Origin of the sequence: Chitinophaga niabensis (assembly GCF_039545795.1) — a bacterium.
In the GTDB taxonomy this organism is placed as follows: domain Bacteria; phylum Bacteroidota; class Bacteroidia; order Chitinophagales; family Chitinophagaceae; genus Chitinophaga; species Chitinophaga niabensis_B.
In genome coordinates this window covers 1,376,502-1,402,580 of sequence record NZ_CP154260.1, presented here as the reverse complement: position 1 = coordinate 1,402,580, position 26,079 = coordinate 1,376,502, and the positions used below count along the sequence as shown (strand labels likewise).

Sequence of the window (26,079 nt, the reverse complement as noted above, 5' to 3'; positions counted from 1 at the left end):
GCTCACACCTTGTCAAAATACTAAATCAGATCAAATTTAACTTTATGCTCAGAGTTCGTCATTTTTCATTTAAGGCGTTCAGGGTTATGAAAATAACTATGGCCCTGATGTTCTTCCTGTCCATACAGGTAAGTGCGGTAGCCTATGCACAGAAGATCAGTCTTTTCGAAACGCAGGCATCTCTAAAAGAGATCTTTAAAGAGATCAGGAAACAAACGGGTTATGATTTTTTACTCAACACGGAAATGCTGGCAGACGCAAAGCCGGTAACCGTATACATCAGGGATGCCTCTATTGAGGAAGTTTTGAACAAATGTTTTGAAGGGCAGCCCCTCACCTACACCATCAATAACAAAACAATTGTTGTAAAAAGAAAAGCACCGCTGCAAAGAGCAGAGATCACGGGCAAGATCACGGATGAGAATGGCAGCGGCATTCCGGGTGCCAGGATATTGAATCAGACGACCAGTAAATCTGTTATCACAGATGAAACCGGTGCGTTCAAAATTGATGCAATAGCAGGTGATAAACTGCAGGTGATCATGATGGGCTATGACCCGCAGATCATTACAGTAGACAGTAAACAAAACTATGCCGTGACCTTGAAGCCTGGCACTACCAATCTCGATGCCGTAGTGGTAGTAGGTTATGGCACACAAAAGAAAGCCAATTTAACCGGTGCACTGAGCACCGTAAGCAGCGAAGATTTCAAAGGCCGCCCTGCTACATCTGTAGGCTCTGCATTGCAAGGCCAAATGCCCGGTGTTACCGTGGTAAATTCTACCGGTATACCCGGTGGCGGCGGCGGCACCATCCGCATCCGCGGTATAGGTACGCTCAATGATGCCAGCCCCCTGCTGGTGATAGATGGTATCCCCAGTGGCAATATCAATATCCTCAACCCTGAAGATGTTGAAACCATCACGGTACTGAAAGATGCAGCCTCCTCTTCCATTTATGGTGTACGGGGTGCCAACGGCGTAATCCTCGTGACCACTAAAAAGGGAAAGAACAATGCGAAACCGGTGCTGAGCTACAACAACTACTTCGGGCTGCAGACACCAACGGCATTGCCGGACTTCCTGGGTTCTGTGGATTACATGACACTCCTGAATGAAGCCAAGGTGAATGCAGGCGCCAACCCTACTTATACAGATGCGCAGATACAGATCGCAAAGGATGGTTCTGATAAGAACTATTATGCCAATACCAATTGGGTGAAAGAAATGTATAAATCCAATGCGCCACAGCAAAGTCATATGCTTAATTTATCCGGTGGTGCCAATAATATCAATTATTATCTCTCCTACTCCCTGTTAAAACAGGGCGGCCTGATCACGGGCGATAACTTCGATTCAAAAAGGCAGAACGTACGTTTAAGGATCAACACCACTTTGTTTGATGTACTGCAGCTGGATGCTAACCTGGGTTATATAGACAGGAACCAGATCGGTTCCAGCTCAGATGTTGACGGAGATGCCGGCCCCATCTATTCTGCTCATCAGATCTCTCCATTAGTGCCCATACGCTTTACAACAGGCGGCTGGGGTTACCTGGGCGGATCACAAAACCCTATTGCAGTGGTTACGGATGGTGGTACAAATTACTTCACTTCACAGGAGATCACCGGTAATATCCAGGCCACTTTAAACATCACAAAAGAATTCAGGTTACGCGGGCAGTACGGCCTGGTAAAATCAAACTCTTTCCGTGAGATCTTTACTAAAACCATCAACTACTACAGTCCGATCGACAACTCCCTGATCTACCAGACCAATAATCCTAATAAGATAGATAACCGCGATTACACAGCTTACTATCAAACTGTGATAGGTATGGCGGAATATGAAAAGACCTTTGCCGGCAAACATTACGTGAAAGCATTGGCTGCCGCTTCTTCCGAAGAAAGCGTGGGACGCAACTTCAGCACCAGCAGAACCAACCTGCCTACGCAGGACCTGGGCAGCATTAACCTGGGTACCCTGAACCCGCTGAACAACTCTGACGCCAATCAAAACGCCCTTCAATCCGTTTTTGGCAGGGTGAATTACAGTTATAACGATAAGTATTTATTGGAAGGGAACTTCCGGTACGATGGGTCTTCCCGTTTTGCACCGGATCTTCGCTGGAACTGGTTCTTCGCTGGTTCTGCCGGATGGGTGTTCTCCAACGAAAAATTCTTTCAGCCGCTGAAAAGCGTCATCAGTTTTGGTAAGATCAGGGCCTCTTATGGCACACAGGGCAACGACAAAGTGGGCGCAGATTTTGCTTACCTCTCCTCTATCGGTTCTGTTGCAACAGAGCCCATTGGTAATATCCTCACCGTAGGTTATCGCCAGACCGGCATTCCCAATGAACTGCTCACCTGGGAATCCGTGGTAAAACAGGATCTTGGTATTGATCTCGCCATGCTGGACAATCGTTTAAGCGTAACTGCAGATTATTACATCAACAATACAAACGACATCCTGCTGAAAGTTCCTTTACCGGATGTTTTAGGTCTGAGTGGCTCCTACCCTCCGCAGAATGCCGGTAAAGTACAGAATAAAGGATGGGAACTGCAGGTAGGCTGGCAGGACAATATCAAGGATTTCTCTTACGGCGTAAGCGCTAATATCTCTGATGTACGGAATAAAGTACTGAGCCTGGGAAATGCCCCTGCTACGGTAGCGGATCAGATCAGAACGGTAGGGCAGCCTATTGATGCATTCTATGGCTTTGTAGCAGAGCGCATTTCACAGATCTCCGATTATACGTATGACGATGTCACTAAAAAATACACACCTAACTTCCCTTATGATGCCAGCTATCCCATGCAACCGGGCGATATCATCTACAAAGACCTGAACGGTGATAAAAAGATCACGGCTGCAGACGACAGACAGGTGATCGGCAGCGCCATTCCCCGTTATACTTATGGTTTTAAAGCCAACGGCCAGTATAAAGGTTTTGACCTGAGCTTCTTTTTGCAGGGTGTAGGGGAAGCAAACGGTTATATCGCCGGTGCGGCAAGGCATGCTTTCATCAATGAAAGTTCCAATCCGCAAAAGATCCACCTGGACAGATGGACGCCCACCAACACAGGTGCCAGCTATCCCAGGTTAACCTATGGTTATTCCTATAACCAGCGCCTTTCCACCTTCTGGCTGGAGAATGCAGCTTACCTGCGGTTAAAGAACATACAAGTGGGTTATATCATTCCGAAAAGGATCACAGAACGTTACAGGATAGACCGTTTAAGGGCTTATTTCTCTGCGGACAACCTGCTCACTAAATCTGATTTCTTCTACGGATATGACCCGGAAACACCCGTGAGCTTAGGCGGTTTCTACCCACAGGTTAAAACATTTGTATTTGGTTTAAACATCAATTTTAAATGATCATGAAAAAGATACTTCTCTATATATCCGTTTCACTTCTTATCATTCCAAGCTCCTGCAGAAAAGGTTTCCTGGACCGTGCACCACTGGATGCCATTTCAGATGCCAATTTCTGGACAACAGAGGAACAACTTACCCTTGCGCTGAAAGCCTTGTATGCCAACGTGAAGAACAACAACACAGTGGCGATGGACCAGATGGGCGATAACAGCATCAACTCCAGCACCGGCGATGCTTACCGCATCTTCGGCAGTGGTAACTTTGATCCGGACCTTTCTTCCGTGAACGCAGAATGGGTAAGCCAGTATTCCGGTATCCGCCAGTGTAATGTTTTCCTGGCCAATTATGAAAAAGCCACTACCGTTCCACAGGCAGTAAAAGATCAGATGGCCGGCGAAGCCAGGACTATCAGGGCTTATATGTATATGAACCTGGTTTCCTATTTCGGCGACCTGCCGCTGACCACCAAACCTTTAAAGATCGATGAACTGTACGGCCCGCGTAATACCCGCAAAGAGATCATTGATTTCATCCTCAAAGAACTGGAAGAAGCAGCTGCACAAATGCAGAAAGCCCCGCAGACCGGCGCCAATCTGGGCCGCTTCAGCAAAGGTGTGGCCTTAGGTTTCAAGGCCCGTATGGCTTTATATGACAGCAGGTGGGATGTAGCTGAAAAAGCAGCGAAAGATGTAATGGACCTGGGTGTATACTCCCTCTATTCAACCGGCAAACCAGCGGTGGATTATTACACCCTGTTCACTTACGCCGGTAAACTCTCTGCAGGTGCCAATAAAGAAACTATCGCAGCCCGTATCAACCTCACAGATGTGAGCATGCATAACATCAGCCGGGAAACACAGGTACCTGACCAGGCATCCCGGTATAATCCCACTAAATCCCTGGTGGATGCTTATCTGTGTACCGATGGCCTGCCTATTGACAGATCACCGCTTTACAAAGAAGACACTTATGCTAATATATTCGCTAACCGCGATCCCCGGATGAAACAAACCATCCTGGCACCAGGCGCGGCATGGGGTGGTAAAAAAGATGGTAACCCTGCCAATACCAATGCAGGTATCTTCACCGCACCGAAGTTTGTTTCTGATAAGCTGGGTTGTGTAACCATCACCGGTTATTACTTTACCAAATATGTGGAAATAAGCACTGTTGCGGCCGTTTCAAAAGATCAGAACGATATTCATGTACTCCGCCTTGCAGAAATATTACTCACCTATGCGGAAGCTAAAATGGAACAGGGCACACTTACACAGGCAGACCTCGATCTCACCATCAATAAATTACGCGACAGGGTTGGTATGAAAAGAATGGTGATCACAGAACTCGCTGCAGATGGCCTGGACCTCAGAACGGAGATCAGAAGGGAAAGAAGAGTGGAACTGGCGCGGGAAGGGCAAAGATGGTATGATATCATCCGCTGGAAGCAGGGCAGCCTCCTGGCCGCAGATGTAAAAGGTATGAAGAAGTCCCTGGCAGCAGTGCCTTCACAGGTAAGCAACCTGGCAGCCGATGCTAATGGTTATATTATTGTAATGACAGGAAGACAATTTGTTGCCCCCAAACATTATCTCTTCCCGGTGCCGTTGACGCAGATACAGCGTAACCCTGCACTGGCACCACAAAATCCGGGTTGGTAATTCATTTACCAATAATAAAAAAGGCCCGTGAGTTACGGGCCTTTTTTATTATTCTTTATCCTTTATCTGAGATGGTTTCAGATAGATCTTCTTCCCTTTTTTATCTACATAATACTTGCGGTCTTTATTATCAATATAAACCACCTCTCCTCCCGGAGCCTGTTTGCCTTTGTAGATCTTATCCTTAATGGCGGATACGCCTTTAACAGCTGTAGAAGCTGTTTTATTACCTACCTTTTTAGCAGTGGTATCAATAGCCTTACCTACTTTTTTAACAGTAGTGTCAATGCCCTGTGCCATACCGTTCAGGCTGGTAAAGGTAGTTGCTGCGCCCACCAGGGCAGCAATAAATGATATGCGGATCTTGCTCATGGTCGTTATTTTTGATTAAGGTTCCAAAAATGGTGCCACGCCCATAACTGTCGGTTTTTTACAATTTCTTCTGTGTTATGGTACAGATATTTGCATAAAAAAAATGGACGTTAAAGCTATTGCTGCACAATTGAGGAAACCAGTGGGCGATCTGGGGAAAGAGGTGGGTATGAAGATGAATGAGGGAAATCTGCATATCAACCAGTATACCATTGCTGCATTGGAAATAAAAAGCCATCAGCAGATCCTGGAGATCGGCATGGGAAATGGCTTTTTTGTGAAGGATATTTTATCCTCCGCCCCTGCCGTGAAATATACCGGCTGTGATTTTTCAGAGACCATGGTAGCAGAGGCCCGGTCCCTGAACACCCGCTTTATTCAAAAAAGGCAGGCAGAGTTCATTGCCGCTGCCTCTGATGAACTGCCTTTGTTTGATGCACTCTTTGATACCGTATTTACAGTAAATACACTTTACTTCTGGGAGCATCCGCAGAAAGAGCTTGCAGAGATACGCAGGGTATTAAAACCGGGAGGAAAGATAGTGATTGCCATCAGGCCGGCTTCTGTGATGCAGGCCTTACCCTTTGTGCAGTATGGCTTTCGCTTGTATGAAAAGGAAGATGTGGCAGCATTGCTGGAACAAAACGGATTTGGCAGGATACACGTTATTGAAAGGCCTGAGCCTGCAGGGAAAATGGAAACACTGATCGTACGTGCGGCCAAAATTTAGCTTTAATTTGCACTATGCTTATCAGACCTTATACTGCGGCAGACCGGCAGGCATGTGTAGATGCCTTTAAAAGTAATATGCCAAAATTCTTCATGCCGCATGAACTAAGTGATTTCGAGAACTGGTTAACGGATGTGGAAGAACAGAAGATACAGGCGCCTGACGAACAATATTTTGTGGTAGAGCAGGATAATGAAGTGATCGGCTGCGGCGGGTTCTCCATCTACCCTGATAAACAACGCGCCACCATGACCTGGGGCCTTGTGCACAACCACCTGCATAAAAAAGGCATTGGCAAAGCCCTGATCCTGCACCGCATTACAGCCATCAGAAAAGCCTTCCCCTCTGTAACTATTAACCTTGATACCACACAACATTCTTTCTCTTTCTTTGAGAAACTGGGATTTGTGACCATCAGGATAACCAATAACTCCTACGGCGAGGGGATGCACCGTTATGATATGGAACTCAGGCCTGCTAATCCCGCGTAGTACCACAGGTTACATTCGCAAACGTACCCGTCATGCCACTGGCCTGATCAGAAACCAGGAATACGGCTGTGCTGGCTATCTCCGCCATCAATGGTAATTTCTTCAGCATGGTATCATCTATCAGTGCCTGAATGGCGTTATAAGGTTCAGGGCCTTTAACTTCCTCTTCCATTGCTTTCTGAAACACCGCGGAATCAGGAGATCCTGCTGAGCGGATGCCTACTACCCGGATGCCGTATGGCCCCAGTTCATCCGCCAGGTTCCTGGAAAAACCTTCCAGCGCACTGCATGCCGGTCCAAAACCACCAACGAATGCATAAGCCTTACCTGCCGGCGTAGCAGAGATAGACAGGATCACACCACTCTTCTGTTTGATCATGTGTTTACCTGCCGCCTTAGCCGTGAGGAATTGTGTTTGCATCGCCACATGGATAGGTTGCGTAAAGTCTTTCAACGACATCTCCACGATAGGAATACCCTGTACATCTTCCAGGCCAATGGCATTAAAGGAAATATCTATCCTTCCTGCTTTGGCCACCACCGCATCTGTAAAATCTGCAATGGCCTTTTCATCCAGCGCATCTACAAGAGCCGTTTCTGCCTTGCCGCCCAAAGCAAGGATGTCTTTAGCTACTGTGTCCAGCGAAGATTGAGTGCGGCCGGCCAGGAATACCCTGGCACCTTCACGGGCAAAGGCCCTGGCTACAGCACCGCCAAGGGAACCTCCTGCACCGTAGATCACGGCTGTTTTGTCTGTAAGTATCATGCTTAAAATTACAGGTTACAAACGGCCCCGACCGGGTGCTGATGAGACAATTCAAGGGGTTATTGCGCCAAATAATTCGTATTTTCAAACCTCCTCCTTATATAACACACAAAAAACTGTATGTTATGATCCTTATTGCGATCCTCTGCCCGGGCCTCTCCTTCCTGCTCAGAGGAAAATTAATTGCTGCTATCCTGGCTATTGTTCTTCAGGTGGTAGCCTGTTTCACGTTCCTATTCTTTGGTGCGGGCTTTTTCCTCTGGCTGATCCTTGCCATATGGGCCGTAATGTCCTATAATAACGCGAAGGCAGATAAACGGAGCAGGGCAATACTCAAGGCCATGAGATCAAGGGATTAGTGAAACTTATATCCCAGTCCATAAGACCATAACCATTTACTTTGGTTACTGATGTAATATCCAGGCACCAGGAAAACAAACCTGCGGTAATCCACCCGAAACCCAAGCCCGAGTTTAGGTTCGGGTTTGCCATCGTGTATAAATAAAGAAGGCAATGCACAAATGCCAACGCTCCAGTGCTCCCCTACTTTCAGTTTGAGGTTAGGGCCGCCTACATTAACGGCAACGAGGTTGTTGCCAAAGGAAACACCGATCATTCCTTCCAGGGAAAAACGGATCTTTTTAGCGGTGGAGTCCTGGGCGCGGACAGACATACTGATGATCAAAAACAAAACTATAAGTATTCTCATAAGATAAAGACTTTTAAAAAGATTCCCACCAGCGCTGCCAAAAGGATCAATAAGGGTTCCGGCACCCTGCTATATTTCCAGCAGACAAAAGCGGTTAACAATGCAATAGCCACCGTGTATCCATCCACCAGGGAACGTTTACCCAGTACGATCACGGCGCCGGTAATAGTGCCAATGGCAGCAGCGGTTACACCATCCACGAAAGCTTTAATACCGGGATGTTTTCCATATTTCTTAAAATAAGGAGCAGGTAGTACCGTGAACAGGTAACAGGGAAAAAAGGTAGCGAATGCCGCCACGGAAGCACCCTGAAAACCTGCAGTGAGATAACCGATAAACCCCACTGTGATCACTACAGGCCCCGGCGTGATCATGGCCACTGCTACTGCATCAATGAATTCCTGTTCCGTTAACCAGCCGTATTCTTTCACCACGCCTCCATAGAGAAAAGGAACAATGGCCAGCCCGCTGCCAAAAACAAATGCACCGGCTTTGGTGAAATAAAGGAAGATCTCCCATAACGGAACAGGAACCACTGCACGAAGTACCGGTGGTCTTTTGATCAGCCACCAGAGTATACCTGCAGCCAGGAAAATAAGTACGGACTCACTTTCCTGCCATACTGTAAAAACAGCGGCTACACCATAGATACCCCATAAGCCTTTTGAAATACTTTTCTTTGTGAGTTTAAAGGCGCTGTAAGCAATGATCCCTATCACGCTGGCACCTATACCATAAAACACGGCCTGCATCCATGGGATGCCGTTATACGCTTCGTAGATAACGCCCAATGCCAGCACCATAAAAAAAGAGGGTAATACAAAAGCAAGCCCCGTGAGCGTAGCGCCTGTGATGCCGTAATGTATGTATCCCATGTAAATGCCCAGCTGGGCTGCTAATGGGCCTGGTGCAAGTTGCGCAAGGGCTAACCCTTCTTTGTAATCTGCTTCTGTGATCCATTTTTTACGCTCCACCAGGTCGCGGTTCATATAACCGACCAGCGCTACGGGGCCGCCAAATCCCCAGGTTCCCAGTTTCAGGAAATACAGGCACAGCTGCTTGAGTGAATAGGTTGGTGCAGACATCATGCTGCAATACTATTGAGTATCCCGGGGGCAGAATAGAACGTTCTTAACGATTTGTATCCTTTTTACCTTTTTGCAGTTCTTTCCGGTATTCTGAGGGGTTTTTACCGGTATGTTTTTTAAAGATGCGGGTGAAATGGCTTTGATCGGAAAAGCCGGTGAGGTAAGCTATTTCTGTAAGGGAATAATGGGTTTGCAACAACTCAATGGCTTTGTCTATTCTTTTCTTACGGATATAATCCCCGAAAGAAAGGTTATCAAAATACCTGGAGAATTCACGGGAAAGATAAGCGGGGTTTATGTCCAGTTCTTTTGAAACATCTCCTAAACTTACATTCAGGTTGGTATCCAGCTGGTCCTGGATGATCTCTTTCAATTCCTTTGCCCAATCCGGTATCTTTTGTTTTGCTTTCTGCCGGATGAACTTATTGAAGATCTCCATCAGCAAATGTTCTGCAGGGCTTTGTGTATGTTTATCCGTATACAGATGGCTGGCCCAGCTGTAGAGCGCATCATAGATGAGCATCCCTTTTTCCAGCAGTTCTTCATCATTTTTGAAATTATAGGCAAGGCCTGCAGATATGGCCCAAAGCCCTGCTGCCTGTGCAGAAAGATCATGCCGGTCTGTATCCGCGCCCCTGATGATCGGCGCCATCTTCAGTAATGCAGGGTCTTTGAGTTGGTGTTTGGACAGGAAGTAATCAAAAGTACAAAGGTCTTTATGATGACTGTATTCCACATCCGGAATATCAAAAGGGATGGCATTGCGTGCTTTGGCTTCAGACAGTACCTGTTCAGCCGGTACATAAATGATCTCCGCATCCTTATCAATAAACCGCCTGATCAGCCAGGGGCAGGCAATGCGGTCTATTTTCGGATGTTCGCGGGTGATCCATTTCATACTACAATAATAAATAAAAAAACCGGCAGGCATAAGCCCGCCGGTACAACCTGATGTTCATGAAGAATAGAAAACCGCTGACAGATGACAGCTGTCCCTTGCATTGCTTCCGTTTAACCTGTCTGTTGTTCCGAAAAAAAACAACTATCACCTGTCACCGGCTTTCTGTTCTCTTATTGATATCCTCCCCCTAATGAACGGTAGAGGTCTACCATTGCCGTGAGGCGCTGGCGGCGGATATCTACCTGTGTTAACTCTGCCTGCAGGCTATTGCCCTGTGCAGAAATAACTTCCAGGTAATTGGCCAATCCGCTGCGGAACAGTAAACGGGCGTTGTTCACGGCCTGTTGTGTAGTTTGCAGGCGGGTTGCGGCTATGTCCTGTTGTGTGTGTAGTTTATCTAACTGTACCAGTGCATTGGATACTTCGCGCACAGCGTTGGTCACTGACTGGCGGAAAAGGATCACGGCCTGGTCACGATCTACTTTCGCTACTTCCAGTTGCGTTTTTAAACGGCGTTGCTGGAAGATAGGCTGTGCAATGTTTCCTGCTACGGTACCAAATAATGAGTTAGGGATGGCGAACCATTTTCCGATCTCGTAAGCATTCAAACCGCCGTTAGCCGTTAAGCTTAAAGCAGGATACATGCTTCCCTGTGCCACACCCACCTGGGCGTTGGCTGCTTTCAATCCTAATTCAGTGGCTTTTACATCCGGGCGGTTGCTGATCACTTTTGCAGGCACACCTGTTTCCAGGTTATCCCATACAGGATAGGCTTCCAGTGAACCATTGCGGGCAACAGGGCCTGGCATCTGACCGGTGAGGATGCGGATAGCATTCTCCTGGATCGTAGAAGCTTGCTCCAGTTGCGGGATCAGCAGTTCTGCTGCCTGCTTCTGGGCTACGGCCTGTTGTACAGCCAGTTCGGTTACCTCGCCGGCAGTTTTCTGCATGCGGATCATTTGCACGATGGTATCGCTCAGCGCTACATTGCTGCGGGCAATGGAAAGCTGTGCATCCAGCATCAGCAGGTTGAAGTAACTATTCGCGATATTGGCGATCAGGCCTGTTTGTACTGCTTTGGCTGCTTCAAATGTCTGCAGGTAAGTAGCCAGCGCAGCTTCTTTCTGGCGGCGGATCTTACCCCATACATCTATTTCCCATGAAATACCTACACCGAGATTGAAATCTTCAATGTGATTTGTTTTCAGGAAGTTTTGCAGGCTCAACCCGTTCAGACTATTCTTGGAAGGAATAGTGGTGTTAGCGGTAGCATTTGCCGTAACAGAAGGCAGGAAAGCTGCCTTTGCCTGTTTTACATAAGCAGAAGCGGATTCTATCCTCTTCAATGCTATCTGCAGATCGAAGTTATTGGCCAGTCCGTCTGCGATCAGTTGTTGTAATGCAGGATCAGGGAAGAACTGCCTCCATGCTGCATTAGCTACACTGCTATCTGTAGCAGGTGCACTGTTGAATTGCGCGGGGAGCGCAACCTCCGGCCGCTGAAAGTCTTTTCCGACCTTACAAGCGGCCAGTGAGGCAGCACCAAGTATAGCTATGAGATATTGATTTAAACGCGTCATTGTTTGCTATATTAATCTGATGAATACTAAGCTTCCTGTTCTACGGTCAGTGGTTGCGGTTTGCCGGTGATCTTCTCCTGGATGAACTGGAAGATCACGAACAACACCGGGATCACGAATACACCCAGCACAACACCCGTGAGCATTCCTCCGGCCGCACCTGTACTGATAGACCTGTTACCAAGGGCTGAGGAGCCTGTAGCCCGCATCAGTGGTATCAGACCTGCAATAAAGGCGAAGGAGGTCATGAGGATGGGGCGTAAACGCAGCCTGGATGCTTCCAGTGCTGCAGCCAGCAATCCCATTCCCGCTCTTCTCCGCTGCACGGCGTACTCTACGATCAGGATCGCATTTTTGGCCAGCAGACCGATGAGCATGATCAAACCTACCTGTACGTAGATATTATTGTCGATGCCAAACATGTTGATGAAAGAGAACACACCGAAGATACCCAACGGTACGCTCAGGATCACTGAGAATGGCAGGATGTAACTTTCATATTGTGCAGCCAGCAGGAAGTATACGAACACAAGACACAACAGGAAGATAATACCTGCCTGTCCGCCTGCGGCGATCTCTTCTTTGGTCATACCCACCCACTCGTAAGAATATCCGCGGGGCAGGTAATTGGCTGCTACTTCTTCCACCGCTTTGATAGCATCACCGGTACTGTAACCTGGTTTTGCCTGACCATTGATGGTAACGGCGTTGAAGAGGTTATTACGGCTCACTGTTTCAGGGCCATATACCCTTTCCAGTTTAACAAGACCGTTGATCGGTACCATTTCACCTGCGTTGTTCTTCACAAACACACCATTCAGGGAAGCAGGTTCTGCACGGTCTGCAGCATCTGCCTGTACGATCACACGGTAGTATTTACCAAAACGGTTGAAATCTGAAGTATAAGAGCTACCGTAATACACCTGCATGGTGTTCAGGATCTCACTTACGGGAACGCCTAATTGTTTACTCTTACGTTCATCCACTACTATTTCATACTGCGGGTTACCGGTATTGAACGTAGTGAAGGCAAAAGCAATCTCCGGACGTTTCATCAGCTCACCGATGAAACCATAAGCAGTACCACCCAGTTTATCCAGGCTGCCACCGGTACGGTCCTGCAGGATCACTTCAAAACCATCCATGTTACTGAAACCAGGTACGGTTGGCATGTTGAAGAGGAAGATCCCTGCTTCGGGGATGCCGGCTACTTTTTGCTGCATCAGGCCCATTACATCCTTCAGATCTTTTACGGAACCTCTGTCCTTATGCGGTTTCATTTTCACGAAACCTACTGCAGAAGAAGAACTGCTGGAGTTGGTGAGGAAGTTGAAACCTGCCACGCTCAGGTAAGTGTGCGTAGCTTCGAGTGACTTCATTTCTTTCTCCAGTTTCTCAATCACTTTCCTTGTGCGTTCTAATGAAGAACCCGGAGGCATGTTCACCGCATATACGATAAAGCCCTGGTCTTCTGTGGGAATGAAACCGGAAGGTGTTTTGCGCACCATCAGTACGGTCACCACCCCTATGATCACCAGTCCTAAAACAGTGATCCATTTGTGGCGTATGAGGAAGCGGAGGCTGTGTACATATTTATTGGTAAGGCTGTCGAAGCCTGTATTGAAAGCAGTAAAGAAACGTTTACCAAAACCTTTGGCTACCACGTGGTCGCCGGGGCCGGTGTGGTTATTCTTCAGTAACAATGCGCACAAAGCGGGGCTCAGGGTTAAGGCGTTCAATGCAGAGATCAGGATGGCGATAGCCAGCGTAAACGCGAACTGCCTGTAGAACACCCCTGCGGGCCCCTGCATGAAACCTACCGGGATGAACACCGCGGCCATCACAATGGTAATGGAAACGATGGCACCGGAGATCTCCTTCATGGAACTAACGGTTGCCTCCTTGGGCGACATATGTATGGCGGACATCTTGGTATGGACGGCCTCCACCACCACAATGGCATCATCCACCACAATACCAATGGCCAGTACCAGTGCGAACAGGGTCAGCAGGTTGATACTAAAGCCAAATAACTGCATGAAGAAGAAGGTACCTATAATAGCTACCGGCACTGCGATGGCCGGGATCAGCGTGGAGCGGAAATCCTGCAGGAAGATGAACACCACGATGAACACGAGGATGAATGCTTCTATCAGGGTGGTTTTCACCTGGCTGATAGATTCGTCCAGGTATTCCTTGGTGCTGTAGATAACGGATTGTGTAACACCGGTGGGGAAAGCAGCTTCTGCTTTCTTCATCAGTTTCAGGATAGACTCCTGGATCTCGTTGGCGTTGGAACCGGCTGTTTGGAATACAGCGATACCAATACCGGATTTACTGTCCACTTTTGTATCTGCAGCATAACTGAAGGAGCCGAATTCAACGCGGGCTACATCTTTCAGGCGTAATACAGAACCATCCGCATTTGCTTTGAGGATGATATCTTCATATTGTTCCCCTTTATTGAGTTTCCCTTTGTATTTGATCACATATTCAAATGCCTCTTCTTTGCTTTCACCGCCGAATCTGCCGGGTGCGGCTTCCACGTTCTGTTCGCGGATAGCGCCTAACACTTCCTGTGTGCTCAGGCCGTATGCTGCCAGGCGTTCAGGTTTGAGCCAGATACGCATGGAGTAGTCCTTTGCACCGAACACCATGGCCTGACCAACACCGGGCACCCGTTGAATTTCGGGGATGATATTGATCTTGGCATAGTTCTGCAGGAATGTTTCATCATATGCTTTGTTCTCACCGGTGAGGTTCACCACCATGATCATACTGTTCTGTTGTTTCTGCGTGGTGATACCGGCAGCTACAACTTCAACAGGCAGCAGTGCGGTAGCTTTTGCCACGCGGTTCTGTACGTTCACAGCTGCCAGATCGGGGTCTGTACCCAGTTTGAAATAAACGGTGAGTGTCATGGAGCCGTCGTTGTTGGAGTTGGAGCTCATGTAGGTCATGTTCTCCACACCGTTCACGGCTTCTTCTATGGGAGTAGCAACAGAACGCGCCACCACCTCAGCGTTTGCACCAGGGTACGAAGCCGTCACCTGAACGCTGGGAGGTGCAATGTCCGGGAACTGCGTCACTGGTAATGATACCAGCGAGAGCAAGCCCAGCAGCACCAGTATGATGGATACAACCGTTGCTAATACGGGTCTTTCTATAAATCTTCTTAACATGAATCAGGTTTTGAAAAGTAAACGAATCCTCTCCCCGCCTATAAAACATAAGCAGGTTTCCGTTCTTAATGATTTGATCAGAGTGGTTTCGCTTTCAGTAAACTATCGATCGTAATAGGTTGCGGTGCTATTACGGCGCCATCACGGAGGCGGTCCAGGCCGGTATACACAATACGTTCGCCTGCTTTCACTCCTTCTTCCACAAACAGGTATCCACCACTTTTACCGGAGATAGTGATCAGTTTGCTGACAACTTTATTACTGTCTCCTACTGCAAACACAAACACTTTATCCTGTAATTCGAAAGTAGCTTCTGCAGGCACTATCAGGGCATTGCTATGCTGCCTGGGGATGCGTATTTTACCGGTTGAGCCGGAACGAAGTACACCTCCTGCATTCGGGAAGGTAGCGCGGAAGCTGATAGCACCCATGGTTTTATCAAACTGTCCTTCTACTGTTTCTATTTTACCTTTCGATTCGTAAATACTGTTGTCTGCCAATACCAGTTCCACCTGCGGCAGTTGTTTGATCTTATCCTGGATGGTGGCGCCGGGGATCTCTTCTTTAAATTGCAGGAAGTCTATTTCACTCATGGAGAAGTAAGCATACAGGTCTTTAACATCGCTTAACACGGTTAAAGGCTGCAACTCTCCTCTTCCAACGAGGCTACCTGCTTTAAAGGGGATACGGCCTACATAACCGCTTACGGGTGCAGTGATCACGGTATAGCCAACATTGATATTAGCATTACCTACCTGGGATTGTGCCTGTGCAACCTGTGCTTTAGCCGCCAGTAAAGAGGCCTGCGCTGTTTTCAGCTGCACTTCACTCACTACGTTGTTCTCTACAAGGGGTGTGAGCTTTTCAACTTCCAGTGCTGCTTTGTCCTGGTTGGCCTTAGCGGCTTGCAGGGCGGCGCTGTTATTGCTTAACTGCTCCCTGTAAGGACGGTCGTTGATCTTGAATAAAGGCTGGCCTTGTTTTACATAAGCGCCTTCATCTACATAGATCTTTTCCAGGTAACCATCTACCTGCGCCCGGATCTCTACATTCACCTTGCCTTCCAGCGCGGCGGTGTATTCACGGAAAGTAGTGGCTGGCATGGACTGCAGGGTAACTACAGGTAATGCCTGCGCCTGTGGAGGCGTTTCTGCATTACCGGAAGAAGAGCTGCATCCATATAATAGAATAGCAAAGGCGATACTCGCTAAAGCGCCTGCTATCAGCTTTCTGTTAAAAGAAAATAATAACGATTTCATACTACGGTTTTTATAGATCATAAACACAGATTGCGCAACCATGTTCCCCTGCGCTGGGAATTAGTTAAATTGATTTGTATCGGGCATGACAGTCCCTCCGTAATCAGAACATGGAGTAGAAAAAAAGGAAGACTACACTAAATACTGCCTGGGCTTGCAGTATATCCATAATCGTTCGAGGTATGCTTTTTGTTACTGCTGTTGTAAAAAAAGTCCTTTCCCGATCATAGTTAGGTTACATGATTTTCATGATTCGTTCAAACTTGATGCGTTGCAATTGACAATGCAAATTTAGAATAATAGGCGACACTTTACATGTTCCATATCGCGGGATTAGTTGTACTTTTCACGGATAGTCTTTTGAAAGAGTGCCGGCGTCTGCCCCGTATGTTTTTTAAAGAAACGGTTAAAATACGCGTCATCGTCAAAATTCAATTCCCCCGCAATCTGCTTCACAGAGTGCTGTTGCCAGAACAGTAGCCGTTTTGCTTCCATTATACGTTTAGCGTCTATGATCTGCTTGGCACTCCTGCCTATGGTAGTTTTTACTGTATCGTTCAAATGTCCGGGGGTTACGTGGAGCATCTCCGCATAGTCCGTAACCTGTACTTTTTCACGGAAGTGCTGGTCTACCAGGATCTTGAACTGGATGCCCAGGCCACTGAAACTGGTTTCGGTGCGGTAGAGGTCCACATTATCCTCCGGCCTGGCAATACGCCCGCAGGCAATGATAAAAGCACTGAGCACATTCCTGATAATGGCTTCCTTCCGGGGTTTGTCGTTCCTGAACTCAGCCAGGAGGATACGGGCGAAAGAAAGCACTTCCTGCAGCTGGCTTTCTTCCAGGCGCAGTATATTATCCTTGAATACACATTGCCAGCAGCTCAGTACGCCTAAAGTTTCCGTGATCAGGAAATCCCGGGTAAAATACAGGCCTATCACTTCCGCGTCCGAACTCATATCATACTGGCGGATCTGTTCCGGGTCCATCATGATCACGGCAGGTGCATTAATAATGTGTTTCTCGAAGTCTATATATAATGTAACGGAGCCTCTCAGCAAGATGTCTATGGTGTACCCGTCATGCCGGTGCGGCACTTCGAATCCTTCCCATTTGATATCCTTCAGGTTGGTCCGGTGGATCATGAACTGTGAGCCTTCTACGGCAAGACTGTTATCCTGCAGGGTGATCAAGGGTATCTGATTATATTTAGCCAGCTGCATGTTTTTGTATTTATAGGTTATTCAACTTTCTGGCGTTCCTGTACTAATACGAGGTCGCTCATTTTTACATTGATGGGAATATTCCCTATCTGTACGATGGCACTCTTATTCCTTAGTTCTGTTACTTTTCCTACCTGGTTATTCGTCCGGATCTTTACCCGGTCCCCCACTTTAATCTCTCCTGCCAGTTCTTCGAATTTATCCTGTACCTTTTTCTGTAATTTCTCGTTGATAGACTTTTCTTTCTTACGGAAAAGCAGCGCCTCTGCCTGTTTGATCACTTTTGCCTTATCGTCTGTGCGCTTCCATTCAAATACGATCTGCTTCAGTTTGCGTTCCATATCCTTCAGGTAGATGATCTCTTCTTCCCTGATCTTGTTCTGCAGCTTTAGCAGGGTGTATTGCTGCTGTACGCGTTCTTTGTCAGACAGTACTTCGTATTCCTTTTTAAGTTTTTCGTTCTCTTTGAGTAGTTTTTGCAGTTCTTTTTCTTTGCTTTCTACTTTTTGCAGGTCCTGTTCTGCTTTATTCAGTAATTTATCTAAGCGGAAATGTCCGTCATCTACTAATTTGCGTGCCCTGTTGATGAGGGCGGGGTCCAGGCCTATACGCTGGGCAATGGAGAATGTATAAGAGCTGCCGGGTTTGCCGATCAGCAGTTTATACATGGGGAGCAGGTTCTCTTCATCAAATCCCATGGCGGCATTCACAATTCCTTTCACTTTACCGGCCATGATCTTCAGGTTGAGATAGTGGGTGGTAACAATGCCAAAGGCATGTTTCCTGGCCAGCTCTTCCATGATCACCTCTGCAAAAGCTCCGCCCAGGTTAGGATCGGAGCCGCTGCCCAATTCGTCAATGAAGAACAATGTTTTACCATTGGCGTTCTCCATGAAGTATTTCATATTCTTCAGGTGTGAACTATAGGTGCTCAGTTCAAATTCCAGGCTCTGGGTGTCCCCGATGTGGATCATCAGGTTCCGGAAGATGCCCAGCTGGCTGCTGGGGTGTACCGGTACTAATAATCCTGCCTGCAACATCAGCTGAATGAGCCCTACAGTTTTCAGCGTCACCGTTTTCCCTCCTGCGTTAGGGCCACTGATCACGAGGATGTGGTTATCCTTGTTCAGCGTCATGTTCACGGGGATGGTGGGCTTTCCCTGTTTGCGGTTATACAATAGCAGCAAAGGATGATAGGCCTCTACCAGATGCACCTGCGCGTGTGGCACGAGCATGGGGTAGTTTCCGTTGATATCCAGTGCCAGGCGGGCTTTTGCTCGTATAAAATCATAGATCCCAAGCAGGGTATGATATTGCTGCAATAAGCCATGGTGTTTGGCCAGTTCTGCCGTGAGGTTCTTGAGGATGGCATAGACTTCTCTCTGTTCATCCCTTTCCAGGGAAAAGACCTCATTGTTCAGCTGAATGGTTTCTTCCGGTTCCAGGAAAGCAGTGCGGCGGGTATCTGATTCGCCGTGCAGGATCCCTTTCACCATTCGTTTTTGTTCTGCAAAGATGGCCACTACCCTGCGCCCGTTGAGGAAACTCTCTTCGATATCCGCCAGGTAGCCCTGTTTCTGCAGTTTACCCAGTATCCGGTCAAACACCCTCCGGAGATCTGTTCTTTTACGGAACAGGTTTGTCCGGATCTTTGCCAGCTCAGGTGTTGCATTGTCGCGCACCTGCCCGGTTTCATCCAGCACTTCATCTATCTGCGAAACGATCTTCTTTTCGTAATGGGTTTCTTTGATCAGGCTATACAGCCCCCAATATGTCACTCTTCTGTCTGCATCAAAGAACCGGACGATACTGTTCATGCTTTCCGCCAGTTTGCGGAGTTGCATGAATTGTTCCCCGGCGAGCACGGCCCCCTGAATTTCCAGCAGGCGTAATTCCTGCTTGAGATTGAGGACGTGATCATTGGGAAAGTGCTGCTGGATCAGCACCAATTGCTTATACTCATGCGCCTGTTGAAGCGCAGTCTTTACGTAATCGATATGTGTATGCAGGCGCAGCTCATCGGCCATTTGCTTGCCCAGCTCCGTTTTACAATGCTCCTGCAACAAAATCTTTACCTTGTCAAATTCCAACTGCACCGGCGCCGATTCTGGAAAATATTTCACCTTCTGTTTTTTTAATATACGGCTGCCGGCCCATGCAGCCTATCCTTTTTTTCGTTCCGCAAAGTTGGCCTATCCACCGGAATTGATAAAAAATGATTGATCAACAGCCAGTCGCGAATGACAAATGCGGTTCATCATTCATACGTTCTCCAAAAGAATGTTAAAGTTACTTAACTTGTTGATCCAAACCGCCATGGATATCGTAATTTGATGTACAGTTAAAGATTATGAGACAGCTAAAAAGATACCTTTTGTTCGTGGCTATGCTGGGTTCCAGCCTCGCATCCTGCGCTCAGCAGCAAACAAAAACCGAAAAAGAACCAGGAGATATGACCATTAATAAAGACACAAAAACCGCAACGGCCATCTTTGGAAATGGCTGTTTCTGGTGTACAGAGGCAATATTCCAACAGTTAGAGGGGGTATTAAAGGTGGAATCCGGCTATTCCGGTGGCGCCAACCCCAATCCCACCTACGAGGAGGTATGTACGGGCCTTACCGGGCATGCGGAAGCGGCCAGGATCACCTACGATCCTTCGAAGATCAGTTATGCCACCCTGCTGGAAGCATTCTGGGGGAGCCATGACCCTACTACTTTGAACCGCCAGGGGAACGATGTGGGTACGCAGTACCGCTCTGTGATCTTCTATGAGAACGAAGAACAGCATAAAGAGGCTGAATTTTACAAAAAGAAGCTGCAGGAGTCCGGCGCTTATGATCAGCCGATTGTAACGGAAATTACCCCATTTAAGGCGTTCTATGTAGCGGAGAACTATCATCAGAACTATTACAACCAGAACGGTTCGGCACCATATTGTACGTATGTGATCAAACCTAAGTTGGAAAAATTCAAGAAAGCATTTAAGGATAAGCTGAAACACTAGTTAATTAAATATAATATTGGAAAGGAAGAGGGGTCTTGGGGCTCCTCTTTTTTTGTTTATCAGAGAGGGAGCTAAGGAGGGTCAAGGCCGTTATAAGGCCGATCAAGGCCGTCACGAGGCCGGTATAAGGCCATTAAAGGCCGTCACGAAGAGTTACAAGGCCAGTTAAAGGCGGCTTTACAATAGTTCCAGCTTTTTACTACCCTTGTACAACCAGGACAACATAAAATAGGCAATAGCAGTGATGATGAGTACATAGCCGATAAAACCGACCGTTAAAACTGTTTCAATGCGAACCCAGTTTTGAAGTTCCGCAAAGTAAGCGAGTACTGCGAGCAGCACTCCTGTTAATCCACCAATAATGGTTACCGTTTTCATGAGGTGTTTATTTGGGTTAAATAGTTTCGGTTGTTCATATAACGTACCAAAAAGTAAAAGGTTTACAGGCTGTTTTAAAGAATTTTGAAATATCATTAATGTTAATAGCTTTGCCATCAATATTCGATGCACGCTAATTTTGCTCTAGTTGAAGAACTACTCTGATGTTCAGTTGCTGAAGATGCTCCGGGAGGACAGTGAACAAGCATACCGGGAAATCTATGACCGGTACTGGAAAGTATTGTATGAAACCGCCTTCCGCAAAACTACAGCAGACGATGCCTGTGACCTGGTGCAAGATATTTTCCTCTATTTGTGGAAAAACAGGCACACTATCTTTCTGGAAGTGCAGCTCAATACCTACCTGCAGGCAGCCTTACGCCACAAGATCATAGACCTTTACCGCCTCCGTTCCGTACGGGAGCGTTATTATGCACAGATCTTCCCCTCAGGTGCGTTTTCCGGCAATGAATATGAACTGAAGGAACTCAACCAGGTGATCCGTTCCGCCATCAACCGTATGCCTTCCCGCATGCGCGAGATCTTTCTGCTTAACCGGGATGGAGACCTCCCCTCCGCCGCCATCGCCGAAAAGCTTTCCCTCTCCGATCAGACCATCCGTAACCAGATCTCCACGGCCATTCAAAGGATCCGCCTGGCTGTAGACCACTACCAGCGCAGCAAATAATTTTTTTTATTCCATCTGGTACAATCCTCTTCGTAGCACGACTAAGAGCATGACCATTCTATTCACCTTAAAAATCCACGTCATTGAACCAGGAAAGAATCGATCAGCTTTTAACGCTCTACGGCCGGAACGAATGCTCCACGGAAGAACTGGCAGAACTCCACAAGTGGTATCAGCAACTGGACACCAACCAGGCACCGCCTTTTACAGATGATAAAGCAGCAGCACAACTGCAGGCGCAGCTTTGGGAACAACTCAAAACAGCCCGTCAGCCAACCCGTGTATTCCGCCTGCCCGTATGGGCAAGAGTGGCTGCTGTAGCCATTGTACTGGCCGGCGCGGCATTCTGGCTCGTACAAACCAATTCATCCAAAACCACTACTCCCCTGGCAGTGACACCTGCGCCCAAAAAGATCAGCATACCTTATGGCGCTACAAAGAAAATCCAATTACCGGATGGTACGGAAGTATGGCTGAATGCCGGTAGTGAACTGCTCTATGCTGCTGATTTCAACACCAGGCACCGCACCGTACAACTCAGCGGGGAAGCCTTTTTTGATGTAAAGAAAGATGCAGAACGGCCCTTTATCATTAATACGGGCAAAATGAACATCCGTGTACTCGGTACTGCTTTCAATGTAAAAGCTTACCCGGAAGATAAAACATCGGAAGCCTCCCTGATCCGCGGTGCGATTGAAGTAAGCATGCACGGTGATCCGAAAAAGAAATTCATTCTCCGCCCGAACGAAAAGATCGTGTTTCCCAACAGGCCTTTACCGGGCAGCAACGATCTGGAGGCATTACAGCGGGAAGGATATGCCCTCTCCAGTGTATCCATCAACCCGGTGGATAGCAGCGTAGTAGAAACGGCATGGACCAATAACCGCCTGGCCTTTATGAATGAACGCTTCGGGGATATTGCGCAGCAGCTGGAAAGGAAGTTTGAAGTGAAGTTACATTTTGAAGACAGTACAGCCGCGGGCTTACGTTTCACTGCTACTTTTGAGGATGAGGATATCCGTGAAACGCTGGAAGCACTGCAGTATTCATTGCCTTTTAATTTCAGGATAGATAAAAAAGATATTTATATCACACGTTAAAAAACTGCCTATGTAGTACGTAAAGCGATACTAAAAGAAAACAGGGAAATGTTTGCGGCACTTCCCTGTAAGAATTTAGAAAACAAGACAGGTACTTCAGTTGGGACCATAGTCCTGTCATTATTTTATTGACCTAAATCCACTTAAAAGTATGAAAAAAATCAGACTTCCGGGCGTCTTATTGCCATCACCGGTTGCCGTTTTAAAATTGCTGCTCTTTATGAAATTGATCTTTACAATTGTTCTCATAACGTGCATGCAGGTATCAGCCAAAGTTTATTCACAGAAGACCAAATTAACATTCCGCGCAGAAAAGGTACAACTGGCCAAAATCTTACGATTAATAGAGAAACAGACTAACTATCGCTTTGTATACAGTAATGAGGTCCTTCCCGCTGAAAAAAAGATCACTGTCCACGCTTTAGAAACGCCATTTGACGAGGTGATGAAAACTTTGCTGGATGATACCGGCCTGAACTTTAAATTATTGGCCAACAACCTGGTGGTGATTGCACCGGGGCGTATGGTCATAGAAGATATCACCATCAAAGGAAAGGTATCTGATGCTACGGGTGTACCCTTGCCAGGTGTGAGTGTAAGAATTGAGAACACCACCAAAGGCACCTCCACCAATGCCGGCGGCCAGTTTGAACTGCAGGCACCCGGCACTGCCAATCTCGTATTCAGCTACCTGGGATATTTAACGCAGGTAATACCTGTAAATAGCCAGACTACAATTAACGTTATACTAAAAGAAGATACCAAAGGCCTGAATGAAGTAGTAGTGGTAGGTTATGGCAGCCAGAAAAGAGTGAACATGACGGGTGCTGTGGCTACAATCAGCCCCGCACAGATCACAGAGCGGCCGGTTACTTCTATCCAGAATGCTTTACAGGGCCTCACTCCGGGCTTAACTGTACTCAACCGCCCCGGCGATGTAGGCAGTGATGTAGGTACACTTACCGTACGCGGAAGAACAAACCTCGGCGCTCCCGGCCCATTGATCATCATAGATGGTATACCTGCATCCAACCGCGAACTGGCTTCGCTGAACCCTAACGATGTGGAAAGCATGAGTGTGTTGAAAGATGCTGCCTCCGCTGCCATTTATGGTGCCAGGGCTGCCAATGGCGTAGTACTGATCACTACCAAAAAAGGGGTGGAAGGAAAGATGTCCATCGACCTGAATGCCAATTACGGCTGGCAATCCCCTACCCGCTTACCGGACTATCTTGGCTCCGGAGATTTTGCCCGGCTGTATAATGAAGCCATGAAAAATGCCGGCAAACAACCCCGTTATACCGCAGAAGAGATCAGCAAATTTGATAACGGCACGGATAGGGACCTTTATCCGAACACAGACTGGTATAAAGAAGCGCTGCGTAAAAACCCTGCCTACAAAGACATTCAGCTGGGTGTTAGCGGCAGCAGCAAACTCACCCAGTATTATCTGAGCACCGGGTATTTTGGCCAGGAATCGCTGGTACAGAACAAAGGGCTGAACAGGTATACGATCAGGTTAAACACCAGTTCACAGGTATTACCCATCCTGAACATAGGCACCAATATGTCCTTCCTGAAACAGGACCTGGACACAAAAGGCGGGGAAATGAACTGGGTAAGTCTTAACCGCCTTGGCCCCACTATGGCTGCCCGTCACTCAGATGGTTCCTGGGGAACAGTCAATGGCGGTAAAGTAGATGCTACGCTCGCTAAAGATAATGTGCTCCGTAACATGGCAGAAGGCGGACGCAGCTGGACGCGCAACCAGGTGATACAAACTGCGCTCAATGCTACACTTACTCCATTACCCGGATTAACCATTAAAGGACTCGGTTCACTCAAATACAACAATGAACTCAATAACAGTTTCACGAACGAATTGCCCGCACTGATCAATTTCATTACAAAGGCACCCATTGCCTCTACGGCAGTAACGCCTAATGAAATGACGGAATACTGGGGCCGCCGGCAGGAAATACTGGTGCAGGCCTATGCTGAATATGATAAACATTTCGGCAAACACGGCGCAAAGATCATGGTGGGCGCTTCCCAGGAAAGCAATGAATACCGTAATGCTTTCATCGGCCGCAAACGCTTCCCGAACAACGCCGCCACAACAGTAGGACTGGGTGCCGGTGGTTCCGAGAACATCAGCTCAGATGGAACTGGTTCCGCTAACCGTTCCACTGCAGAAGAATGGGCCATCCGCTCTTACTTCGGCCGGGTGAATTACAATTACAACGACAAATACCTGCTGGAAGCAAACCTCCGTATGGACCTTTCTTCCCGTTTCCATCCGGATCACCGTCTTTCTCAATTCCCTTCCGTATCTGCCGGATGGCGTATTTCAGAAGAGCCTTTCCTGAAAGGGAATGTTTCCTGGCTGAACAACCTGAAACTACGCGGCTCCTGGGGTATACTGGGTAACCAGGACAATGTGGCCATAGGCAACTATTACGACCGGCTCAATACAGGGTATGCCTACAATTTTGAAGGCGCTCCTGCAGATGGTGTATGGCAAAGCATAGGCACCAATAAACTGGCCAGCTGGGAAAAGGTGAACATGACTGACATAGGTATAGACCTCACCCTGTTCAATGGTTTGCTGGATGTAACAGCGGATTATTATGTAAAGAAAACCAATGGCATTCTTTTACCACAAAGCGTACCCAGCACTTATGCGCTGGATGCAGCTACGGTAAATGCAGGTTCTACCAGGAACACCGGTATTGAATTAATGCTTTCTCATAATAACCAGATAGGCAAGGATTTCCAATACCGTGTAAGTGTGAACCTTTCACACATCCGTAACAAGATCGTATTCCTCGGTAATGGTGTGCATGAAAGACTGGCAGACAGGTGGATAGAACGTGTAGGCGAATCCGTGGGTTCTTTCTATGGCTGGGAAGCACAGGGTTTATTTAAAGATCAGAAGGATGTGGACGATCATGCCAAACAATCTGCTTCCACCAAACCGGGCGACATCAAATACAAAGATCAGAATGGCGACAAGGTGATAGATGCCAGTGACCGTGTGATCATTGGAAATGATGTGCCCTGGCTCAACTACGGCGGCGCAATAGGTGCCAGCTATAAAGGATTTGATTTTGAAGTACTGATCTATGGTGCAGCCAAAGTAAAAACTTACCTGGATGGCGAAGCTGCATTCTCTTTCTTCAATGGCGCCAGCGTAAAAGATTATCACCTGAAACGCTGGACAACAGAAAACCCTGATCCGAATGCAGCTTATCCGCGCATCCTGATCAGTGCTGATGGTAAACACAACTACGATAACCGTTCTTCTTTCTGGCTGTTCGATGCATCTTACCTGCGGATACGCTCCCTGAGCCTGGGTTACACCATTCCCCGCCAAATCACCAAAAAAGCAGCTATGCAACAGGCCAAAGTATTTGTGAGCGCCAACAATCCCTTCACTTTTATGATGGACAAAAGGCTGACGGACTATGATCCTGAGATCGGCTCCGGAAGAGGTGGTTACCCTGGTGTTAAAACATGGGCCGTTGGTTTGAATGTAAGATTCTAATACAGAACATTAAAGAGAT

The 26,079-nt window shown here is 47.4% G+C and carries 20 protein-coding genes; 9 read left to right on the top strand and 11 right to left on the bottom strand.

Annotated elements, in window-relative coordinates; translation table 11 throughout:
* The first annotated feature begins 86 nt into the window (after window positions 1-86).
* On the top strand, window positions 87-3,380 hold the full coding sequence (locus AAHN97_RS05875; RefSeq protein WP_343306625.1) for a TonB-dependent receptor: 3,294 nt from the start codon (window positions 87-89) through the stop codon (window positions 3,378-3,380).
* A 2-nt stretch (window positions 3,381-3,382) separates the two neighbouring features.
* On the top strand, window positions 3,383-5,038 hold the full coding sequence (locus AAHN97_RS05870; protein ID WP_343306624.1) for a RagB/SusD family nutrient uptake outer membrane protein: 1,656 nt from the start codon (window positions 3,383-3,385) through the stop codon (window positions 5,036-5,038).
* Between the two features lie 48 nt (window positions 5,039-5,086).
* Here the strand turns inward: AAHN97_RS05870 and AAHN97_RS05865 are convergent, their stop codons facing one another.
* Window positions 5,087-5,410 carry a hypothetical protein gene (locus AAHN97_RS05865; protein WP_343306623.1) on the bottom strand — a complete coding sequence of 108 codons (324 nt, stop codon included), beginning with the start codon at window positions 5,408-5,410 and terminating at the stop codon, window positions 5,087-5,089.
* 103 nt (window positions 5,411-5,513) lie between these two features.
* Here AAHN97_RS05865 and AAHN97_RS05860 point away from each other — a divergent pair, with 103 nt between their 5' ends.
* Both AAHN97_RS05860 and AAHN97_RS05855 read left to right on the top strand, forming a co-directional pair.
* Window positions 5,514-6,140, top strand: a complete 627-nt coding sequence (locus AAHN97_RS05860; RefSeq protein ID WP_343306622.1) for a class I SAM-dependent methyltransferase — start codon at window positions 5,514-5,516, stop codon at window positions 6,138-6,140.
* A 14-nt stretch (window positions 6,141-6,154) separates the two neighbouring features.
* Window positions 6,155-6,631 carry a GNAT family N-acetyltransferase gene (locus AAHN97_RS05855; protein WP_343306621.1) on the top strand — a complete coding sequence of 159 codons (477 nt, stop codon included), beginning with the start codon at window positions 6,155-6,157 and terminating at the stop codon, window positions 6,629-6,631.
* Here AAHN97_RS05855 and AAHN97_RS05850 read toward each other — a convergent pair.
* Window positions 6,618-7,397, bottom strand: coding sequence for an SDR family NAD(P)-dependent oxidoreductase (locus AAHN97_RS05850; protein ID WP_343306620.1), 780 nt, complete (start codon window positions 7,395-7,397; stop codon window positions 6,618-6,620). The two genes, AAHN97_RS05855 and AAHN97_RS05850, sit on opposite strands and share 14 nt — an antisense overlap.
* A gap of 125 nt (window positions 7,398-7,522) precedes the next feature.
* On the opposite strand from AAHN97_RS05850, the gene AAHN97_RS05845 reads away from it, so the two are divergent.
* Window positions 7,523-7,756 (top strand): YqaE/Pmp3 family membrane protein, encoded by a 234-nt coding sequence (locus tag AAHN97_RS05845; protein WP_343306619.1) that lies wholly within the window; start codon window positions 7,523-7,525, stop codon window positions 7,754-7,756.
* Here the strand turns inward: AAHN97_RS05845 and AAHN97_RS05840 are convergent.
* The 8 genes from AAHN97_RS05840 to AAHN97_RS05805 all read right to left on the bottom strand — a co-directional run bounded on the left by AAHN97_RS05840 (window position 7,753) and on the right by AAHN97_RS05805 (window position 19,463).
* The gene (locus tag AAHN97_RS05840; protein WP_343306618.1) at window positions 7,753-8,106 is read right to left on the bottom strand and encodes a hypothetical protein; all 354 of its coding nucleotides are present in this window, start codon (window positions 8,104-8,106) and stop codon (window positions 7,753-7,755) included. The genes AAHN97_RS05845 and AAHN97_RS05840 overlap by 4 nt on opposite strands.
* On the bottom strand, window positions 8,103-9,194 hold the full coding sequence (locus AAHN97_RS05835) for a chromate transporter (RefSeq protein WP_343306617.1): 1,092 nt from the start codon (window positions 9,192-9,194) through the stop codon (window positions 8,103-8,105). Before AAHN97_RS05835 ends, AAHN97_RS05840 begins: the two co-directional genes overlap by 4 nt.
* Before the next feature lie 43 nt (window positions 9,195-9,237).
* Window positions 9,238-10,092 carry a chromate resistance protein ChrB domain-containing protein gene (locus AAHN97_RS05830; protein ID WP_343306616.1) on the bottom strand — a complete coding sequence of 285 codons (855 nt, stop codon included), beginning with the start codon at window positions 10,090-10,092 and terminating at the stop codon, window positions 9,238-9,240.
* A gap of 173 nt (window positions 10,093-10,265) precedes the next feature.
* Complete coding sequence (locus AAHN97_RS05825; protein WP_343306615.1) at window positions 10,266-11,675, bottom strand: efflux transporter outer membrane subunit; 1,410 nt, start codon at window positions 11,673-11,675, stop codon at window positions 10,266-10,268.
* Window positions 11,676-11,701: 26 nt separating this feature from the next.
* The gene (locus AAHN97_RS05820) at window positions 11,702-14,857 is read right to left on the bottom strand and encodes an efflux RND transporter permease subunit (RefSeq protein ID WP_343306614.1); all 3,156 of its coding nucleotides are present in this window, start codon (window positions 14,855-14,857) and stop codon (window positions 11,702-11,704) included.
* Between the two features lie 77 nt (window positions 14,858-14,934).
* A complete protein-coding gene (locus AAHN97_RS05815; protein WP_343306613.1) occupies window positions 14,935-16,116 on the bottom strand; it encodes an efflux RND transporter periplasmic adaptor subunit in 1,182 nt (393 codons plus the stop codon).
* Between the two features lie 333 nt (window positions 16,117-16,449).
* Window positions 16,450-17,340: a helix-turn-helix domain-containing protein gene (locus tag AAHN97_RS05810; protein WP_343306612.1), complete on the bottom strand. Its 891-nt coding sequence runs from the start codon at window positions 17,338-17,340 to the stop codon at window positions 16,450-16,452.
* Window positions 17,341-17,357: 17 nt separating this feature from the next.
* The gene (locus AAHN97_RS05805; RefSeq protein ID WP_343306611.1) at window positions 17,358-19,463 is read right to left on the bottom strand and encodes an endonuclease MutS2; all 2,106 of its coding nucleotides are present in this window, start codon (window positions 19,461-19,463) and stop codon (window positions 17,358-17,360) included.
* 227 nt (window positions 19,464-19,690) lie between these two features.
* On the opposite strand from AAHN97_RS05805, the gene msrA reads away from it, so the two are divergent.
* Window positions 19,691-20,347, top strand: coding sequence for a peptide-methionine (S)-S-oxide reductase (gene msrA / locus AAHN97_RS05800; protein WP_430516963.1), 657 nt, complete (start codon window positions 19,691-19,693; stop codon window positions 20,345-20,347).
* Between the two features lie 177 nt (window positions 20,348-20,524).
* On the opposite strand, the gene AAHN97_RS05795 is transcribed toward msrA, so the two are convergent.
* Entirely contained in the window at window positions 20,525-20,725 is a 201-nt protein-coding gene (locus tag AAHN97_RS05795; RefSeq protein ID WP_343306610.1) for a hypothetical protein, read from the bottom strand.
* Window positions 20,726-20,873: 148 nt separating this feature from the next.
* On the opposite strand from AAHN97_RS05795, the gene AAHN97_RS05790 reads away from it, so the two are divergent.
* The 3 genes from AAHN97_RS05790 (at window position 20,874) to AAHN97_RS05780 (ending at window position 26,060) form a co-directional block, all read left to right on the top strand.
* Window positions 20,874-21,413, top strand: a complete 540-nt coding sequence (locus tag AAHN97_RS05790) for an RNA polymerase sigma factor (protein ID WP_343306609.1) — start codon at window positions 20,874-20,876, stop codon at window positions 21,411-21,413.
* A gap of 83 nt (window positions 21,414-21,496) precedes the next feature.
* Complete coding sequence (locus AAHN97_RS05785; protein ID WP_343306608.1) at window positions 21,497-22,513, top strand: FecR family protein; 1,017 nt, start codon at window positions 21,497-21,499, stop codon at window positions 22,511-22,513.
* Between the two features lie 220 nt (window positions 22,514-22,733).
* Window positions 22,734-26,060: a TonB-dependent receptor gene (locus tag AAHN97_RS05780; protein WP_343306607.1), complete on the top strand. Its 3,327-nt coding sequence runs from the start codon at window positions 22,734-22,736 to the stop codon at window positions 26,058-26,060.
* Window positions 26,061-26,079: the final 19 nt, after the last annotated feature.

Coding starts and splice junctions, on each gene's coding strand:
- AAHN97_RS05875 (WP_343306625.1), top strand. CDS start 87: ATGAAAATAACTATGGCCCTGATGTTCTTCCTGTCCATACAGGTAAGT.
- AAHN97_RS05870 (WP_343306624.1), top strand. CDS start 3,383: ATGAAAAAGATACTTCTCTATATATCCGTTTCACTTCTTATCATTCCA.
- AAHN97_RS05865 (WP_343306623.1), bottom strand. CDS start 5,410: ATGAGCAAGATCCGCATATCATTTATTGCTGCCCTGGTGGGCGCAGCA.
- AAHN97_RS05860 (WP_343306622.1), top strand. CDS start 5,514: ATGGACGTTAAAGCTATTGCTGCACAATTGAGGAAACCAGTGGGCGAT.
- AAHN97_RS05855 (WP_343306621.1), top strand. CDS start 6,155: ATGCTTATCAGACCTTATACTGCGGCAGACCGGCAGGCATGTGTAGAT.
- AAHN97_RS05850 (WP_343306620.1), bottom strand. CDS start 7,397: ATGATACTTACAGACAAAACAGCCGTGATCTACGGTGCAGGAGGTTCC.
- AAHN97_RS05845 (WP_343306619.1), top strand. CDS start 7,523: ATGATCCTTATTGCGATCCTCTGCCCGGGCCTCTCCTTCCTGCTCAGA.
- AAHN97_RS05840 (WP_343306618.1), bottom strand. CDS start 8,106: ATGAGAATACTTATAGTTTTGTTTTTGATCATCAGTATGTCTGTCCGC.
- AAHN97_RS05835 (WP_343306617.1), bottom strand. CDS start 9,194: ATGATGTCTGCACCAACCTATTCACTCAAGCAGCTGTGCCTGTATTTC.
- AAHN97_RS05830 (WP_343306616.1), bottom strand. CDS start 10,092: ATGAAATGGATCACCCGCGAACATCCGAAAATAGACCGCATTGCCTGC.
- AAHN97_RS05825 (WP_343306615.1), bottom strand. CDS start 11,675: ATGACGCGTTTAAATCAATATCTCATAGCTATACTTGGTGCTGCCTCA.
- AAHN97_RS05820 (WP_343306614.1), bottom strand. CDS start 14,857: ATGTTAAGAAGATTTATAGAAAGACCCGTATTAGCAACGGTTGTATCC.
- AAHN97_RS05815 (WP_343306613.1), bottom strand. CDS start 16,116: ATGAAATCGTTATTATTTTCTTTTAACAGAAAGCTGATAGCAGGCGCT.
- AAHN97_RS05810 (WP_343306612.1), bottom strand. CDS start 17,340: ATGCAGCTGGCTAAATATAATCAGATACCCTTGATCACCCTGCAGGAT.
- msrA (WP_430516963.1), top strand. CDS start 19,691: ATGAGACAGCTAAAAAGATACCTTTTGTTCGTGGCTATGCTGGGTTCC.
- AAHN97_RS05795 (WP_343306610.1), bottom strand. CDS start 20,725: ATGAAAACGGTAACCATTATTGGTGGATTAACAGGAGTGCTGCTCGCA.
- AAHN97_RS05780 (WP_343306607.1), top strand. CDS start 22,734: ATGAAATTGATCTTTACAATTGTTCTCATAACGTGCATGCAGGTATCA.